Below are 15,861 nucleotides of genomic sequence, written 5' to 3' on the forward strand. Positions count from 1 at the left end.
AATTAGCTACTTTCTATTGGTGTATAAACGATAAGACTCCGCCTTGAACACTATAAGCAATCTAAAATCGTACTTCTGCAACCCCACTAAATACTCTCGGCAATTAAACAAACAATCCCCAAATCAATCTCAATGCAATCCCAATTAACAACAGCCCCATCACCCTCTCAAAATAAACACCAAACTCCAAAAATCGTTTACGTACTATTGGATGAGCAAACATTACACTCACCACCATAAACCAGATCGCATTAACCAGACACATCCATACACCATAAAAGATCTGAACTTTCATGGGGGTTGTTACACTCACAATCGTAGTGAAAATCGCCAGAAAAAAGATCGTGGCTTTTGGATTCAATGCATTGGTGAGAAAACCCATCGTAAAGGCTTTAAATAAACTCGGAGTATCTGTATCTGCTTGATCATTAATCTCAATATTGCTATTCGGCTGACTACGCAAACATTGCCATCCTAAATACAGCAAATAAGCCGCTCCCGCTGTTCTGATAAGAGACATGAGCCATTCGCTTTGTTGAATCAAAAAACCAATGCCAACAAGCGTATAAAACACATGAACCGAAATTCCAACACCAATACCAATCGCAGTCAGACATCCAATTAAGTAGCCATAACGTACACTTTGTCTTACCGTAACCACAAAATCTGGTCCCGGTAAAATCACTGCCAAAAAGTGAATGAGTGCCAGTGTTAAAAACTCATGCCCATACAACTGCCACATTTATTCAGTCTCCTTGGCAACGCCATAGCTAACACTGAGCTTTCCTTTCTTAATCTGATAGGACTGAATTTCTATAAAACCAATATCCCCCAATGCTGCAACATGAGTCCCGCCACATGGAAATGCAGAAAACTCACCAAAACCGATTTCACGAAAACCATCTGCATGTTGCTGAAGATTGGCTGGTAAATTAGCCTGAATATATTGTAAACAATGCTGTTCAAGCATTTGAGCATCTAACTGCTGAGCTGTATCCAAAGCAATGAACTGAACTCGTGCATCATGTGGCCAGTGTTGTGCTTTTACAGCTTGCCAGCCAAATAGATGCATTACATGTCCAAGCAAATGCCCTGCTGAATGTAAGCGGCTATGATAATGACGTACTGCTTCATCCACTTGTGCAAAAGCCACTCCCAACTCAACAGGTTGTGTGCAGTAATGAATAATTTCCCCTTGTTCAATCGCTACATGCACTACATCAACTTCTGCGATTTTGCCCGTATCACTCGGTTGACCGCCACCTTGAGGATGAAATGGGGTTGCCGATAAATGCACGGCAAAACGCCCATCTTCACAAGAATTACACGCTAGAACTTCAACCTCAGCGGCAAGAGCACCTGTTAAATACAATGCTTGCGTCATACTTTTCTACATACACGTTAAGATGAAAAAGATTGTATTGCGATTTCTTAAACGCGATAATCCACTCTAAATCCAAATAACTTTTGCCTCATGAGCACAAATCAAAGTTTAGTTCTTTTAAATGAAATGGCGACTTTCGTTAAAGTGGTCGAGTCAGGGAGTTTTTCTGAAACGGCTCGACAACTCGGTACTACACCATCTGCGATAAGCCGTGCGATTGCTCGCTTAGAACGTGCTTTAGGAACCCGCTTACTTTATCGAACCACACGAAAGCTTCGTTTGAGTGAAAGTGGTCAACAGGTCTATCAACGTTGTTTAGATATGGTCAATGCGGCACAGGCAGTGATGGAAAGTTCGGGCCAATTTCATGTTGAACCGCAAGGAATCATTCGTCTGAGTGTTCCAAAAGCCGTTGGACATTTTATGATTCATCCACATTTACCTGAGTTTTTAGAACGTTATCCAAAAATTGATATTCAAATGCTTTTAGAAGACCGTTACGTTGACTTAATTGATGATGAAGTTGATTTAGCGCTTCGAATTACAGAGCAACCCTCTGGCGGCCTAATGGGACGAAAACTCATTGATATCTATCACTTGATTTGTGCTACTCCTGAATATTTAGAAAAACATGGCATACCAACCCATCCTCATGACTTAAAACAGCATGAATGTATCTATTTGGGTGAACAAATCAGTGATTCAAAATGGAAATTTCAACAAGGGAATAAGTCGATTAGTGTTGCCGTGCGGGGCCGCTATGCTGCAAATCATACTGGTGTTCGTTTAAGCGCAGCCCTACAGCATTTAGGAGTAGCCAGCTTACCCTACTTTGTTGCGCGCCATGCTTTACAACAACAGACTTTGGTTCAAGTTTTACCCGACTGGGATTTTAAGACCTATTACAGCGGTGGGCTGTGGTTACTCTATCCGCCAACACGCCACGTACCGCCTAAATTAAGTGTATTTATTCAATATTTGGCAGATAAATTGGCAGCAGAGCCGACTTTATTTAAGTTCAAATAATATAGAATCGAGGAATTAACAACGATAGAATCCTACCTTTCTATCTCTAAAGCAATCAGCTAATTCTGTTACTTTTTTGGAAAAAGTAACCAAAAAACTTCTTCATCTACAGAACCTGACCACTGTTTCCATCTATAAAAAATATTGCAAACACATTATCTTTATAAATTATGGGCAGGCTGTAGATGAATACTAGCTCGAGCAAATCCTATCTAGAGTCCTCTTTATTAGAATTATTCAACCAATAAATCTTTTGGATTAATCGTATCGCCATAGACTGGTTTTAAAGTTTTTTGATAGGCCTGATGAATCACGCCTTCTTTTGCCAGTTTCTCTAAATCTTGATTCAACCAGTCCAATAACTCTTTGTCACCTTTTTTCACTGCCGGTGCGATTAAGTCCTGCTCACCTAAATTGGTAATACCGACGGTGTAATTTGGATTTTCTTTAGCCCAAGCTAAAACCAGCAAGTTGTCATGTGCTAAAGCAGCACCACGGCCATCTTTTAAAGCATCAAAGGTTTCAGTGTTTTGCTCATACTTTTGCAGTTTAATTTCAGGATGAGTCTTGGTGAAGAATGAATCAGCCGTAGTACCTTTATTCACCAACAAAGTTTTATCTTTGAGTTGAGCAATATCTGTAATTGGATGAGTTTTAGGAGACACCACACCCAAAGCAACTTTTAAATAAGGTTTAGCAAAATCGACTACTTCTTTACGTTCTGGTGTAACCGTAAAGTTTGCAAAAATAATATCCACTTTATTGGCTTTTAAATATTCGACACGATTTGCAGCTTCAGTTAAAACAAACTCTACCTTGTTTTCATCACCCAATAAGTCTTTAGCAACATGCTTGGCAATCTCTACATCGAAGCCCTGATTTTTACCTTGAGCATCTAAATATCCAAACGGCGGTTTATCGCTAAATACACCAATACGCACGACACCATTCTTTTTAATCTGCTCAATACTCGACACAGTTTGAGTGCTGTCAGCTGTTTTTTCATTAGATTGCGTGCCTTTATCACATGCAACCAAACCTAAACTCAGCAAAGATGCAGCGAGGACATGCTTTATATTTTGTAAAGTTAGTGTTGTCATTATTTCACCCTATCGTTCTTGTAAAAGTCTTATTTAAAATCACAGTGCCTACTTTTAGACACTGCTCCAGCGATATCGAAAATTATTGGCCTACATCTAAAAACACATTAGGATTAACCGATTCACCATAAATTGGTTTTAAGGTTTCATCATAAATTTTCTTAATTTCACCGCTTGTTCTTAGCTGCTTAATTTCAGTATTGAGCCAATTCAATAATTGGGTATTACCCTTTTTAACTGCTGGGGCAATAAACTCTTGATCACCAATAGACTGGATACCCGCCACATAACTTGGGTTCTTCGCAGCCCATGCCAAAGCGTATGTACTATCTTGTGAAATTGCGTCACCACGACCATCAGTCAAGGCTTTGAACGCATCCGAGTTTCTTTCAAACTTCAGTAAATTCACTTTCGGATAGTGCTTCGTAAAATAGGTATCTGAACTGGTGCCTTTATTTACAATTAACGTTTTACCTTCCAATTGAGCAATGTTAGTAATTGGTTTGGCTTTAGGCGAGACAATCCCGAAAGCACCTTTTAAATAAGGCTCGGCAAAATCTACAACCTCCTTACGTTCAGGCGTTACTGTAAATGTCGCAAACACAACATCGGCACGATTGGATTTTAAAAACTCCACCCGATTTGAAGCTTCCGTCACAATAAACTCAACTTTCTTTTCATCACCGAGCAGATCTTTAGTGACTCGTTTTGCTAAGGCCACATCAAAGCCCTGATTATTGCCAGCACTATCTACATAACCAAACGGCGGATCATCAGCAAAAACGGCAACTCGCAACACCCCATTTTTTTTGACTTGCTCTAAAGACTGGTCTTCTTGAGTATTACTTGCTTGCTCAGTTGATGGCGTTTTACTACATGCCGTTAATAACACCCCAGCAACAGCAATACTGCTTAATATTTTTATTGAATTACGTTTAAACATTCACTTCCTCATGATTCAAATAATAAAAAACTTAATACGACAAGATATTTAAAAAGGTTTTAGCTCGTTCTGTTTTCGGCTGTTCAAAAAACTCTTCAGGTGGTGCTTGTTCAATAATTTTGCCCTTATCCATAAAAATAATGCGGTCGGCAACCTTACGGGCAAAGGACATTTCATGAGTCACAATCAACATGGTCATCCCCTCATTGGCTAGTTTCAAAACTACATCGAGCACTTCTCTGACCATTTCTGGGTCAAGTGCGGCTGTAATTTCATCAAGCAAAATGACTTTAGGTTGCATGACCAGTGAACGGACAATGGCGATACGCTGCTTTTGTCCACCAGAAAGTTGTCGCGGATAATCGAGTTTTCGTTCAAAGAGTCCTACTCGCTTTAACAACTCATCTGCAACTTGTTCAGCTTCATCACGGCGGCGTTTTTGCACTTTGAGTGGTCCAAGCAAAATGTTGTCAATGACATTCATATGTCCAAATAACTCATAGTTCTGAAAAACCATGCCAATTTTTTGACGAGCATTAGTCCAGTCCACATCTTTACCGAGCACACCTGAACCAGTTAAACGGATTTCACCACCTTGAATCGGTTCTAGTCCATTAATGCAGCGCAGTAAGGTGCTTTTACCACAGCCCGATGGCCCTAAAATAACAACCACCTCTCCTTGTTCTACATCTAGATCAATGCCCTGTAAAATATGACTTTGTGCAAATGATTTCTGTAATTGTTGTATCGATAACAAAGGCATAATTACTCCCAGACCTTTTCTAAATGTGCCGCCAAACGAGATAAGGGATAGCAAATCAGAAAATACAAAATAAAAATAAAGCCATAAATCCAAAGCGAGGCGCTCGGCACAGTCAGTAGCGAATTTTCAATAATTTGCTGGCCCACCTTAATGACCTCAACCACCCCAATCAGAACTGCCAAAGAGCTGGTTTTCACCATTCGGGTAAATAAATTAATTGCGCCTGGTGTTACACGTTTTAGACTTTGCGGAAAAATAACGTAGACCAATGCTTGAACATGAGTCAGTCCGAGCGCATAGGCCGAATCGCGTTGATGCTGATCAATTGAGGTAATTGCCGCACGAACCAAATCACCCATTTCAGCCGTCCCCCACAAAACAAATACAACAACGCATACCCACATCGCAGAAAACTGCCAGTTAAACCATGTCGCAAAGCCGAAATAAAAGACAAACAGCAAAACTAAAATTGGAATGATTCGAATGGCTTCTAAATACAGGCGGCACAGCGATTTAACCGCTATATTTTTAGAGGTCATAATGACGCCGAAAACTGTGCCAAAAATTGCAGAGAAAAACACTGAAATAAATGCAATTTTTGCGGTTGCCCAGAGTCCCCACATTAAACGTTCGAGGTGACTCGCCTGAAATAAATAATCAAGTTCCATGGCTCACCTTCCGACTTCTGTGCTCCAGATAGCTGGTTAAAATAGACACAGGCAATAAAATAATCAGATAAGCCATGATGAGTAAAAACAAAGCTTCCGTAGTTTTATAATCCATGCCAATTAAGTCTTTGGTGACAAAAAGCAGCTCAACGACAGCAATCGCACTCACCACAGAACTTTCTTTAATTAAAAATAGACAATTTGCTCCAATTGCTGGAATTGAAATAGCAAGGGCTTGAGGAAAAATCACATATCTAAAAATTTGACTTGGCTGCAAACCGATACTTTTAGCGGAGTCAATCTGCCCAATGGCAATAGATTGCAAACCTGCCCGAAAAGCTTCCGCCATATAGCTTCCGCCTAAAAATGTAAGGCCGATTACACCACAAGCGAAACCATCAATTTTGATGCCAAGTTTTGGCAAACCGTAATACAAAAAGAACAGTTGAATTAATAAAGGGGTATTTCGAGATAACTCAATATAGAACTGGGCAATTCTATTTAGCACCCGCACGCGATATGTGATTAAAATGCTGCAAATCAGCCCTACAATAATGGCCAAAATAATACTGATAATTGAAATTTTCAGCGTGGTCAAAGTTGCAGAGAAAAATTGCGGCAACACACTATGGATATACTGCCAGTTCAAGGAAAATTCCAAATAATATTAAAACGTTATAAATATCTAACTTTAGTCAGCAATCGAATATTTGTGTACCGAGTTTATTTTTTTCCCAACTGGTCTAAAACTATTTTTATTAGATAAGCTTTTCTATAATTTTAATAAATTCGATCTGCCAATAGAAAACATTGAAACCAGCTGTATGCAACCGCTTAAAACATATTCACTACGGCGATAATATTCAAAAAAACCAATAAAAAAATCGGACACAAATGCCCGACTTTCATTCAATAATCTTCAGTCTACGAGTTATTTTCTAAGAACATCGCTAATGCTTGGGTCTTTATCAAATACTGATTTTGCATATGGGCAAAGTGGAATCACCTTCACCTCTTTTTCACGAACAAAAGCCACTAAAGCATCAAGTAATTGTCTACCTACACCTTGCCCCCGATAATTTTCATTCACATCTGTGGCATCAATAATCAACATATTTTCGCCCGCCCATGTATAAGTCATTTCGCCTGCAACGGTCTCGCCATCAAGTAAGCTAAAGCTGCCATGTTTTGCATCATCTTTTTGTTGAACATTCACAATGAATTCCTCGTATTACGACTCATATTTATTTAAAAATGACTTTATATATCTTTCACTATAAGAACAAATTTACGTGTAAAAAAATAGTCTGTTTTTAGCAGTGAGTCTGTATGCTTTTTAAATACAACTCATGCATAAAACTCATAATTCTATTCGTAATTCTGTGCCTAATCCTCTCAAACCATTGCTGCTAAGCTCTCTGACCAGATTTATTCATTTTATTTATGAACATTCAATGGCTTTGAAATTGGAACTTTTATGTCTTCTTTTGGTCAAATTGAGCAAGATACACATGAAAATATAACACCTTCTTGGGGTGCCGTATTTGTAATGTCGCTCTGCTGTGCGGTATTAATTGCATCTGAGTTCATGCCCGTAAGTTTACTCACGCCCATTTCTTCAGACTTAAATATGAGTGAAGGCCAAGTCGGTCAAGCAATCGCAATTTCAGGTATTTTTGCTGTTATTAGCAGTCTGTCGATTAGTCGTATATTTAAGACATGGGACCGACGTCATATCATTTTGCTACTGACTCTACTCATGATTGCCTCTGGCATTGTTGTTACATTTGCGCATTCTGCTATTTTGTTTATGATCGGTCGTGCGATTTTAGGCGTAGTCATTGGTGGTTTTTGGGCGATGTCGACCTCAATTGTCATGCGGCTTGTCCCACCTCTGTCAGTGCCAAAAGCACTTGGCCTGCTAAATGGTGGAAATGCGCTAGCCACTACAATTGCAGCGCCTTTAGGGAGTTTTTTAGGTTCAATTATTGGCTGGCGTGGCGCTTTTTTCTGTATCGTTCCTATCGCGATCATTGCATTTATTTGGCAATTTAAAAGTATGCCTGCCCTTCCAGCAATCGTGTCAGCCAAGAAATCTAAAAACCCATTTGGTCTACTAAAACGCCCAATTGTATTTTACGGTATGACAGGAATTTTATTGCTCTTTATGGGGCAATTTGCGCTATTTACCTATTTGCGCCCATTTCTAGAAACTATTACTCATGTCGATGCAGCAATGCTATCCATTTTACTATTGATACTGGGTTTAGCAGGTTTAATCGGTACATTTGTGATTAGTTTAATCCTTCATCGGCATGTTTATCGTTATCTCATTCTCATTCCATTCATCATGGCAATAATTGCGGGAGGTTTTGTGCTGGGTGGTGAGCATTTGTGGTTTGTTGCCATATTAATGGGCTTATGGGGTTTCATTGGTACTTCGGCACCAGTCGCATGGAACACATGGCTTGCACAAACCCTACATCAAGATACTGAGGTTGGTGGTGGTTTGATGGTTGCGATTATCCAGTTTGCAATTACTTTAGGAGCAACTGTCGGTGGCTTGTTATATGACTCACATGGCTATAGTGCTACGTTTTATATGAGCGCCATTGTGTTGATATTCGGTGCTATTACTGCTTTTATTACTTGGCGAAGTGCTACTCACGCAACACATCAATAACCAACCTTAATGCAGGCGAAAGCTGTCTGCGATGTGGATAGTACAGGTGGTATCCGGGAAACTGGATACTGTACTCCTCCAATACTTGCACAAGTTTGCCTTGATCGAGATCTTGTTGGATCAGCTCTTGCGGAATGTAAGCCAATCCAAATCCAGCTCTAACTGCCTCGACAATATCGTAGCTTTCATTAAATATCCATTGTCCTTGGATTTTGATTTTTGTTTCTTGACCATCCTTCACAAATTCCCATGCATACACACTGCCTTGGGTCGTCAAACGAAAGCCAATACATTGATGATTGACCAGTTCTTTAGGGGTTGTGGGAATTCCATATTGTTCAAAATATGCGGGCGTTGCTATCACTGCCATTTTGACATCTGCGCTAATACGTACCGCAATCATGCCATCAGCCACGCGGCTCCCGAAACGAACGCCTGCATCAAATCGCTCTGCAACAATATCCACCATACCGCTATTGGCAGCTAGCTCAACTTGCACATCAGGATAGTGGCCTGCAATCTTTTCAAGTTTTGGAATAAGCACTTCCCGTATTGCATGGCTACTGGCATTAATCCGAACTGTGCCGGCAGGCTGATCCCGAAATGATGTTAAAAGCGATAATTCATTATCAATCTGATCGAAGCTGGCACTAATGGTTTGTTTTAATCTTTCGCCTGCTGCCGTTGGTGAAACACTACGTGTGGTTCGAGTCAAAAGCAACATCCCCAAACGCTCTTCTAAACCACGAATGGTATGGCTTAGCGCAGACTGTGATATTCCCATTTTTCCTGCAGCCTTCGTAAAACTACCCTCTCGCGCCACCATTAAAAAAGCATAGAGATCATTATAGTTTTCTTTGTTTATCATCTGCTTTTATCTCTTTTCAAAGTTCAATCTCATTATAGATGATAAAACTATTCATGAATATTACTCATAAGTCCATGTTTATTTTTTAGACTAATTATTAAAAAGAAGATTAGCTACAATCTCTATCAAGCAGTGATTATTAAGATATAGACCAGCTTAAGCATAAAAGATGCATGATTTTATTATGACAAGAGATTAATAAATTCTACTCATAACTTTAGGCTAACTATTCATAACTTTTCTGTATTTTTTTGCTTTCTCTTAAAGAAGTGAGGCTATTCAATAATGGTTAATCACAAATTTTTTCGAGGTTTGCTTAGTATATTTTTATTGTTATCAGTCACATCGATTTGTTATGCGACAAAACCGAGTGGCAAAAATCAACAAAGGTTATCGATGATGAAAATCCGTATTGATATTGAGGGATCAAAGCAACCGCTATTTGCAACATTAGCCATGACACCCACCGTTCAAGATTTTGCCAAGCAGCTTCCGTTGACATTAATCCTTAAAGATTATGACTCTACTGAAAAAATAGCCGATCTACCCCACAAGCTATCTACCCAGAATGCGCCTCAGGGCTATGCGGGCAAAGCTGGTGACCTTACCTACTATGCGCCATGGGGTAATCTGGCTTTTTTCTATAAAGACTCCACTGTTGGCTACGCTAATGGTCTCATTTTTCTTGGGAAACTTGATGCTATTCCCCAAGCATTCAAGCAAAAGCAACCCGTCAAAATTTCAATTTCCCAAATCAAATAAGCATCTATCTATGCATCCATTTACATTGTTTAAATTGAGGTATTTATGACTACATCTCCCCTGTTTAAAAAGCTCAAAAACCACACGGCAGCAGCAATTTGTGCTGCAACGATTGGTTTATTTTCTTCAACCTCAGGTATGGCGGCAGATATGTCTAACGGCGCAAATAATTTCTATCAAAGTCAGCAAGTCACTATTCAAAAAGTGACTTTTAAAAATCAGTACAATATGGACATTGTTGGGAACTTGGTCATCCCTAAAAATTTAAATAAAAAAGTTAAAGCCCCTGCAATTGTTATTGGCCATCCCATGGGTGCAGTGAAAGAACAAAGTTCTATGCTTTATGCACAGAAATTAGCTGAACAAGGTTTTGTAACGTTGGCGATTGATCAATCATTTTGGGGTGAAAGCGCAGGCCAACCTAGAGATGTAGTTGCTCCAGATATTTATGCAGAAGCCTTTAGTGCAGCTGTAGATTATTTAGGAACGCAATCTTTTATTAACCGTGATCGTATTGGTGTACTTGGTATTTGCGGAAGTGGAAGCTTTGTCATTAGTGCCGCAAAAATTGACCCGCGAATGCAAGCAATTGCAACAGTTAGTATGTATGACATGGGAGCTGCTAACCGTAATGGCCTGCGCCATGGCCAAACATTAGAGCAAAGAAAGCAAATGATTGCTGAGGCTGCTGCGCAACGTTATGTCGAGTTCAAAGGCGGTGAAACAAAATATACTAGCGGGACTACGCATGAGTTAACCGCAGATACCCACCCTATTCAACGTGAGTTTTACGACTTCTATCGTACACCTCGCGGTGAATATACACCAAAAAGTTCATCACCTCTGTTAACAACACACCCGACGTTAACCAGTAATGTAAAATTTATGAACTTCTACCCATTTAATGACATCGAGACGATCTCACCACGTCCAATGCTTTTTATTACGGGTGATCAGGCTCATTCAAAAGAGTTTAGTGAAGAAGCTTATAAACTCGCAGGCCAACCGAAAGAGCTTTACTATGTTAAAGGTGCTGGGCATGTAGATCTATATGACCGAGTTGATTTAATTCCTTTTGATAAATTAACTTCATTCTTTACTCAAAATTTAAAATAATTGAGTAACTATAGGGGTTTTACGGAACCCCTATAGGTTTAATGGAATTCTTGCACCAGACTATTAATATGCGCCACGGCTGCAGTTCGGTTTTCTACACTAAGCTTTTCAAAAACATGTTCTAAATGCTTGTTTATCGTCCGTGGACTCAATTCTAATATTTCCGCAATATCTTTATTGGTTTTCCCTAACAATAACCAGTGCATGACTTCTGCTTCACGTTGAGTCAACTGTGGGCAATATTTTAAAATGTCAGTGACGTCTAATGCAGGCGTAGAAGTCTTGATCTGTATAAGATAATTTTTCGCCACACTTGTGCCAGATTGCCACGGCGTTAATAGTAAAAGCTGTAATTGCTGTGAAGGAGTTGAATAAAAACAGCTTTTTAACTTTTTGGGATCTTTTTCTTGCTGCAAGTCTGCAAACCATGTTTTTAGGCCTAATTCAAAACCCGTTATTTCCGTTAAATGATCATTTAGCAAATCATTGGCTTTTTGTGTCTTCCAGACAATTTCCCCATGAACGTCAACCGCAATAATGGCTGTTTCAGTTGCGTCAATGACCTGTTTTTGTTGTTGTAACAGTTTGGCATGTGCCAGATGCGTTTTGACTCTTGCAAGTACTTCCTCAATATTTAGAGGCTTGGTCACATAGTCCACTCCTCCCACCTGAAAGCCACGTACAATATGTTCTGTTTCAGATAAACCGGTCATAAAAATGACGGGAATAAACTGAGTAATTGGACTTGCTTTAAGCTGTATACAACTTTCAAAACCATCCATGTGTGGCATATTGCCATCGAGTAAAATCATGTCTGGTAAGCATCGGTGTGCTATTTCAATTGCACTTAACCCATCTGTGGTTACGAGTACACGATAGCCCGCCTGATCTAAACTTTCATGCAATAAGCCTAAATTTTCTGGAACATCATCAACAATTAGAATTACGGCCTGTTCAGCCGATGAAGAATAAGGAAAAGAAACTGGTTGCGTACTCATCGTTTATCCTGAATCAATCGTTGTGCTTGTTTTAAATCAAATTTACGAATTAATTGAGAAATCTGCTCCCACAATTCAGCCTGTTCTGGAAAATCATATAAATATTGCTTTAATGCCTGTTGAATTCCACGAATATAACCTTGTCCAATCAACTCATCTAAATGCTGTAAAGCTTGTGGCAGGTTCTGAGCATGATTTATTGTTTTATTATTTAGCTCACGCATCTCGGACTCTGGCTGTGCTGCCAATATTGGTGAAATAGTGGTTAAAACAAATGAGTCGGTCGGTTGTTGTGCTAATGGGGGTAACTCTTTTGCATCATCAATCCAGCTCAATCCAAGCTTATCGCCAATTTTGCTTAGCAATAAATTCAAATCAATTGGCTTTAACATAAAGTCTTCACTTAACACCGCCTCTTGCGGATTGACCTCGCGCTCACCCGCATTGGCCGAAATAATTAAAATCGGCACATTGGTAATATTGTTCTGCCGTAATAGTTGAGCGGTTTCTCGTCCTCCCATGAACGGCATATTTAGGTCCATTAAAATCAGATTGGGCTGAAATAGAGGAACCTGTCTTAAACAATCAATACCAGATTCGGCTTCTTCTGTAATAAATCCTAAAGGCTTTAAAAAGTTGACCACCAGCCCTCGATCTACGGCCTCATTATCAACCACTAAAATTCTTTTGGGTTCGCCTTGATAACCAATAATCTGATTAGAATGTACATTTGATATTGGATGAACCAGTTCTTTCGAGGGCAAATAAAACTTAATTTTAAATTGTGACCCGTGATTAAGTTGGCTACTCACAGATAACTGCCCACCGAGCAAATCAACCAATAATTTTACAATAGGCAAACCTAGACCTGTTCCGGTGAAGCCACCTTGAACCACATTACTGCCTCGTTCAAACGGATTAAAAATCCGCTCCAGATCAGCCTCGGCAATGCCACAGCCTGTATCTACAATTTCAAAATAAGCTGTTTGAAAACGATAATCGACTTTTAAGGTAATGGTGCCTGTATTGGTAAATTTTAAGGCATTGCCCAATAAGTTAATGAGTATCTGTTCAAGACGTTTTTTATCGGTACGTACATAGTGCGGAAGCTTATCACTAATCTGGTGTATGAAATGTAAGTGCTTCTGCTCAAACTGCGGTTGAAACATCTGAATTAATTGTTCTATAAAATTTGGAAAATGGATATCCACCATATTTAAAGAAATTTTACCCGTTTCAATTCGTGCCAAATCGAGTAAACCATCAATGAGCGATGTCAAATGCTGTCCACTTCTGCTAATGACCCCTAATGCCATTTTGCCCTGTTCAGATAGCTGTTCTTGCTTTTGAATTAATTGGCTATAACCCAAAATACTATTTAATGGTGTTCGAAGTTCATGACTAATTCCAATCACATAGCGGCTTTTTGCCTCGTTCGCCCGTTCAGCGACAATTCTTGCATCTTGCAAATTTTGAGATGTAACTTCATGAGCAGCAATTTCATCAATCAATAATGCTGTTTGTTGATGGGTCTCGATTTCAGCTTTACGGCGGCTTTCATCGTTTAACACTAACCACCATGCAGCCACACTGAGCAATAGAAATAAAATGGTGTAAATTTTTACAAACAGTGTAAATAGTTGAGGAACTGCCGCTGCATTAATGGTTTCCAGATATGCTTTTTCTTGAATATAAACCAGACTCAAGCTCACAGCCAAAACAATAGAAAGCCCTAAAGTCAGTAATAAATATAAACTGACCCGACTATTTAATCGGCTAGCCCATCGTGCTGGTAAATAACGCCAAATCGCATTTTTTAGTTGTACCGACCAACGGGCTTCGGGTTTACACAAATCGTGACAACGTGCTTCTAGCGAACAACATAAAGAGCAAATTGTACCGTTATAGGCTGGACAACCTGCCATATCAGCCAGTTCATAGTCCCGTTCACACACCACACAGTTAGCAACTGAAGTCGCTTGAATTTTTTCAGGCTGGCGTGCAATGTAATATTTGCCTTTGGTTAAGTAGGCAATAATAGGAACACATAACACAGCGCTTCCTAAGGCAATAAAACTTGCTAATCCTTTCGCCATTAATCCCAAAAAGCCCAAATAGCTAAGCATCGATAAAACTGAAGCAATCAGTAAGGCACCCACACCTACGGGGTTAATGTCATATAAATAAGCACGGCGAAATTCAATTCCCTTCGGACTTAAACCCAAAGGTTTACAAATAATTAAATCGGCAACAACAGCGCCAATCCATGCCAAAGCGACATTGCTATATAGCCCCAAAATGCGCTCGACCGCATGGCTAATCCCCATTTCCATCAAAACAATGGCAATAAAAACGTTAAAAAGAAGCCAAACAATTCGCCCCGGATGGCTATGAGTCAAACGGGCAAAAAAGTTTGACCATGCCAATGAGCCAGCATAGGCATTGGTCATATTAATTTTAATCTGTGCCAAGCAAACTAGTGCCAACGTGAGAATTAAAGCAAGCTGAGGATTTGGAATAAATTGTTGGTAGGCAACCCAATACAGATAAGTCGGATTGTCTAGTTCAGAAACAGGAATCAACAGCTGAAAGGCTAAAACCATCAGCAGCATGCCCATCAAAACTTTGAGAAAACCAAAAATAATCCAAGATGGACCACCTAAAAAAACAGCAAAACGCCACGCAGTTCTATTTTTTTCTTGTTGCGGTAAAAAGCGTAAATAGTCAGCTTGCTCACCAATTTGGATCACAAATGAAAAAATAAGGGTGCACGCCGCACCAAAGTAATACAAATTAAAATCGGTCGAGTTTGAAACCGCACCAACAAAATGCAGGCTACTATTTAAAATTTGTGGCTGTTTCCAAAGTACAAAAAACCATGGTAACAACAGCAATAACAACCAGATTGGCTGCGTAATTGCCTGAACTTTATTAATAAAACCAATACCTTTAACCACTAAAGGCAAAATCACTAATGCAGAAATTAAGTAACCAACAACTTGTGGAATGCCAAGGGCAAGCTCAAGTGCCATCGCCATAATTGCGGCTTCAAACGCAAGCAAAATAAAGGTAAAGCTGGCATAAATCAGAGAGGTAATGGTCGAGCCAATGTAGCCAAAACCTGCACCACGGGTAAGCAAATCGACATCTACATTATATTTTGCTGCGTAGTAACTAATCGGCCAACTGGTTAAGAATATGATGGTACATACGACAATTGCTGCCCACAGCGCGTTGCTAAAGCCATACTGCCAAAGCATGGTCGCCCCGATGGCTTCCATAGCCAAGAAGCTAACTGTCGAAATTGCGGTATTAGTAACGGTCCAAGGCGACCATTTACGTACTGATGTGGGCGCATAACGGAGCGCATAATCTTCGATACTTTCATCTGCCACCCAAATATTATATTCACGGCGCGTTTTGATCACACGTTGTGGCGCTTGTTGGGGTCGTGAAGAATCTGGCATAACACTCATGTTTGGCATGTGGCTGCATTAAACCCAGCAATCCTTATGCCAAAAGTCATTTATCATGGCGATTTTCTCGAATA

Annotated in this window: 16 protein-coding genes and 1 pseudogene; 6 read left to right on the top strand and 11 right to left on the bottom strand. The window is 39.7% G+C overall.

Annotated features, from left to right (window positions below; translation table 11 throughout):
- Window positions 1-103: 103 nt before the first annotated feature.
- Both AC2117_RS11090 and AC2117_RS11095 read right to left on the bottom strand, forming a co-directional pair.
- Window positions 104-742: a LysE family translocator gene (locus AC2117_RS11090; RefSeq protein ID WP_133974092.1), complete on the bottom strand. Its 639-nt coding sequence runs from the start codon at window positions 740-742 to the stop codon at window positions 104-106.
- Window positions 743-1,384 carry an alanyl-tRNA editing protein gene (locus AC2117_RS11095; RefSeq protein WP_133974094.1) on the bottom strand — a complete coding sequence of 214 codons (642 nt, stop codon included), beginning with the start codon at window positions 1,382-1,384 and terminating at the stop codon, window positions 743-745.
- 90 nt (window positions 1,385-1,474) lie between these two features.
- On the opposite strand from AC2117_RS11095, the gene AC2117_RS11100 reads away from it, so the two are divergent.
- Together AC2117_RS11100 and AC2117_RS11105 are read left to right on the top strand one after the other, a co-directional pair.
- Window positions 1,475-2,410 (top strand): LysR family transcriptional regulator, encoded by a 936-nt coding sequence (locus AC2117_RS11100; RefSeq protein ID WP_133974096.1) that lies wholly within the window; start codon window positions 1,475-1,477, stop codon window positions 2,408-2,410.
- A gap of 76 nt (window positions 2,411-2,486) precedes the next feature.
- Window positions 2,487-2,606: a hypothetical protein gene (locus AC2117_RS11105; protein ID WP_133974098.1), complete on the top strand. Its 120-nt coding sequence runs from the start codon at window positions 2,487-2,489 to the stop codon at window positions 2,604-2,606.
- Between the two features lie 37 nt (window positions 2,607-2,643).
- On the opposite strand, the gene AC2117_RS11110 is transcribed toward AC2117_RS11105, so the two are convergent.
- The 5 genes from AC2117_RS11110 to AC2117_RS11130 form a co-directional block, all read right to left on the bottom strand.
- A complete protein-coding gene (locus AC2117_RS11110) occupies window positions 2,644-3,510 on the bottom strand; it encodes a cysteine ABC transporter substrate-binding protein (RefSeq protein ID WP_133974100.1) in 867 nt (288 codons plus the stop codon).
- Between the two features lie 82 nt (window positions 3,511-3,592).
- The gene (locus AC2117_RS11115) at window positions 3,593-4,453 is read right to left on the bottom strand and encodes a transporter substrate-binding domain-containing protein (RefSeq protein WP_133974102.1); all 861 of its coding nucleotides are present in this window, start codon (window positions 4,451-4,453) and stop codon (window positions 3,593-3,595) included.
- Window positions 4,454-4,484: 31 nt separating this feature from the next.
- Entirely contained in the window at window positions 4,485-5,216 is a 732-nt protein-coding gene (locus tag AC2117_RS11120; protein WP_004642454.1) for an amino acid ABC transporter ATP-binding protein, read from the bottom strand.
- 2 nt (window positions 5,217-5,218) lie between these two features.
- A complete protein-coding gene (locus tag AC2117_RS11125; protein WP_133974104.1) occupies window positions 5,219-5,884 on the bottom strand; it encodes an amino acid ABC transporter permease in 666 nt (221 codons plus the stop codon).
- Window positions 5,874-6,533 carry an amino acid ABC transporter permease gene (locus AC2117_RS11130; protein WP_227549193.1) on the bottom strand — a complete coding sequence of 220 codons (660 nt, stop codon included), beginning with the start codon at window positions 6,531-6,533 and terminating at the stop codon, window positions 5,874-5,876. The genes AC2117_RS11125 and AC2117_RS11130 overlap by 11 nt, the downstream gene beginning before the upstream one ends.
- 61 nt (window positions 6,534-6,594) lie before the next feature.
- Between AC2117_RS11130 and AC2117_RS11135 the strand changes: the two are divergent.
- A pseudogene (locus tag AC2117_RS11135) lies at window positions 6,595-6,705 on the top strand (hypothetical protein); the annotation flags it as partial.
- Window positions 6,706-6,815: 110 nt separating this feature from the next.
- Here the strand turns inward: AC2117_RS11135 and AC2117_RS11140 are convergent.
- Window positions 6,816-7,100: a GNAT family N-acetyltransferase gene (locus AC2117_RS11140; RefSeq protein ID WP_133974108.1), complete on the bottom strand. Its 285-nt coding sequence runs from the start codon at window positions 7,098-7,100 to the stop codon at window positions 6,816-6,818.
- 261 nt (window positions 7,101-7,361) lie between these two features.
- Between AC2117_RS11140 and AC2117_RS11145 the strand changes: the two genes are divergently transcribed.
- Window positions 7,362-8,567: an MFS transporter gene (locus tag AC2117_RS11145; protein WP_133974110.1), complete on the top strand. Its 1,206-nt coding sequence runs from the start codon at window positions 7,362-7,364 to the stop codon at window positions 8,565-8,567.
- Here AC2117_RS11145 and AC2117_RS11150 read toward each other — a convergent pair.
- On the bottom strand, window positions 8,545-9,435 hold the full coding sequence (locus AC2117_RS11150) for a LysR family transcriptional regulator (RefSeq protein WP_133974112.1): 891 nt from the start codon (window positions 9,433-9,435) through the stop codon (window positions 8,545-8,547). The two genes, AC2117_RS11145 and AC2117_RS11150, sit on opposite strands and share 23 nt — an antisense overlap.
- 285 nt (window positions 9,436-9,720) lie before the next feature.
- On the opposite strand from AC2117_RS11150, the gene AC2117_RS11155 reads away from it, so the two are divergent.
- Both AC2117_RS11155 and AC2117_RS11160 read left to right on the top strand, forming a co-directional pair.
- Window positions 9,721-10,197 carry a cyclophilin-like fold protein gene (locus AC2117_RS11155; protein WP_133974114.1) on the top strand — a complete coding sequence of 159 codons (477 nt, stop codon included), beginning with the start codon at window positions 9,721-9,723 and terminating at the stop codon, window positions 10,195-10,197.
- 45 nt (window positions 10,198-10,242) lie between these two features.
- Window positions 10,243-11,313: an alpha/beta hydrolase gene (locus AC2117_RS11160; protein ID WP_133974116.1), complete on the top strand. Its 1,071-nt coding sequence runs from the start codon at window positions 10,243-10,245 to the stop codon at window positions 11,311-11,313.
- Between the two features lie 38 nt (window positions 11,314-11,351).
- On the opposite strand, the gene AC2117_RS11165 is transcribed toward AC2117_RS11160, so the two are convergent.
- Together AC2117_RS11165 and AC2117_RS11170 are read right to left on the bottom strand one after the other, a co-directional pair.
- Window positions 11,352-12,311, bottom strand: coding sequence for a response regulator transcription factor (locus AC2117_RS11165; RefSeq protein ID WP_133974118.1), 960 nt, complete (start codon window positions 12,309-12,311; stop codon window positions 11,352-11,354).
- Window positions 12,308-15,787, bottom strand: coding sequence for an ATP-binding protein (locus tag AC2117_RS11170; protein ID WP_133976332.1), 3,480 nt, complete (start codon window positions 15,785-15,787; stop codon window positions 12,308-12,310). The genes AC2117_RS11165 and AC2117_RS11170 overlap by 4 nt, the downstream gene beginning before the upstream one ends.
- Window positions 15,788-15,861: the final 74 nt, after the last annotated feature.

This window comes from Acinetobacter calcoaceticus (genome assembly GCF_900520355.1).
Lineage (GTDB): Bacteria > Pseudomonadota > Gammaproteobacteria > Pseudomonadales > Moraxellaceae > Acinetobacter > Acinetobacter calcoaceticus_C.

Coding starts and splice junctions, on each gene's coding strand:
- AC2117_RS11090 (WP_133974092.1), bottom strand. CDS start 742: ATGTGGCAGTTGTATGGGCATGAGTTTTTAACACTGGCACTCATTCAC.
- AC2117_RS11095 (WP_133974094.1), bottom strand. CDS start 1,384: ATGACGCAAGCATTGTATTTAACAGGTGCTCTTGCCGCTGAGGTTGAA.
- AC2117_RS11100 (WP_133974096.1), top strand. CDS start 1,475: ATGAGCACAAATCAAAGTTTAGTTCTTTTAAATGAAATGGCGACTTTC.
- AC2117_RS11110 (WP_133974100.1), bottom strand. CDS start 3,510: ATGACAACACTAACTTTACAAAATATAAAGCATGTCCTCGCTGCATCT.
- AC2117_RS11115 (WP_133974102.1), bottom strand. CDS start 4,453: ATGTTTAAACGTAATTCAATAAAAATATTAAGCAGTATTGCTGTTGCT.
- AC2117_RS11120 (WP_004642454.1), bottom strand. CDS start 5,216: ATGCCTTTGTTATCGATACAACAATTACAGAAATCATTTGCACAAAGT.
- AC2117_RS11125 (WP_133974104.1), bottom strand. CDS start 5,884: ATGGAACTTGATTATTTATTTCAGGCGAGTCACCTCGAACGTTTAATG.
- AC2117_RS11145 (WP_133974110.1), top strand. CDS start 7,362: ATGTCTTCTTTTGGTCAAATTGAGCAAGATACACATGAAAATATAACA.
- AC2117_RS11150 (WP_133974112.1), bottom strand. CDS start 9,435: ATGATAAACAAAGAAAACTATAATGATCTCTATGCTTTTTTAATGGTG.
- AC2117_RS11155 (WP_133974114.1), top strand. CDS start 9,721: ATGGTTAATCACAAATTTTTTCGAGGTTTGCTTAGTATATTTTTATTG.
- AC2117_RS11160 (WP_133974116.1), top strand. CDS start 10,243: ATGACTACATCTCCCCTGTTTAAAAAGCTCAAAAACCACACGGCAGCA.
- AC2117_RS11165 (WP_133974118.1), bottom strand. CDS start 12,311: ATGAGTACGCAACCAGTTTCTTTTCCTTATTCTTCATCGGCTGAACAG.
- AC2117_RS11170 (WP_133976332.1), bottom strand. CDS start 15,787: ATGAGTGTTATGCCAGATTCTTCACGACCCCAACAAGCGCCACAACGT.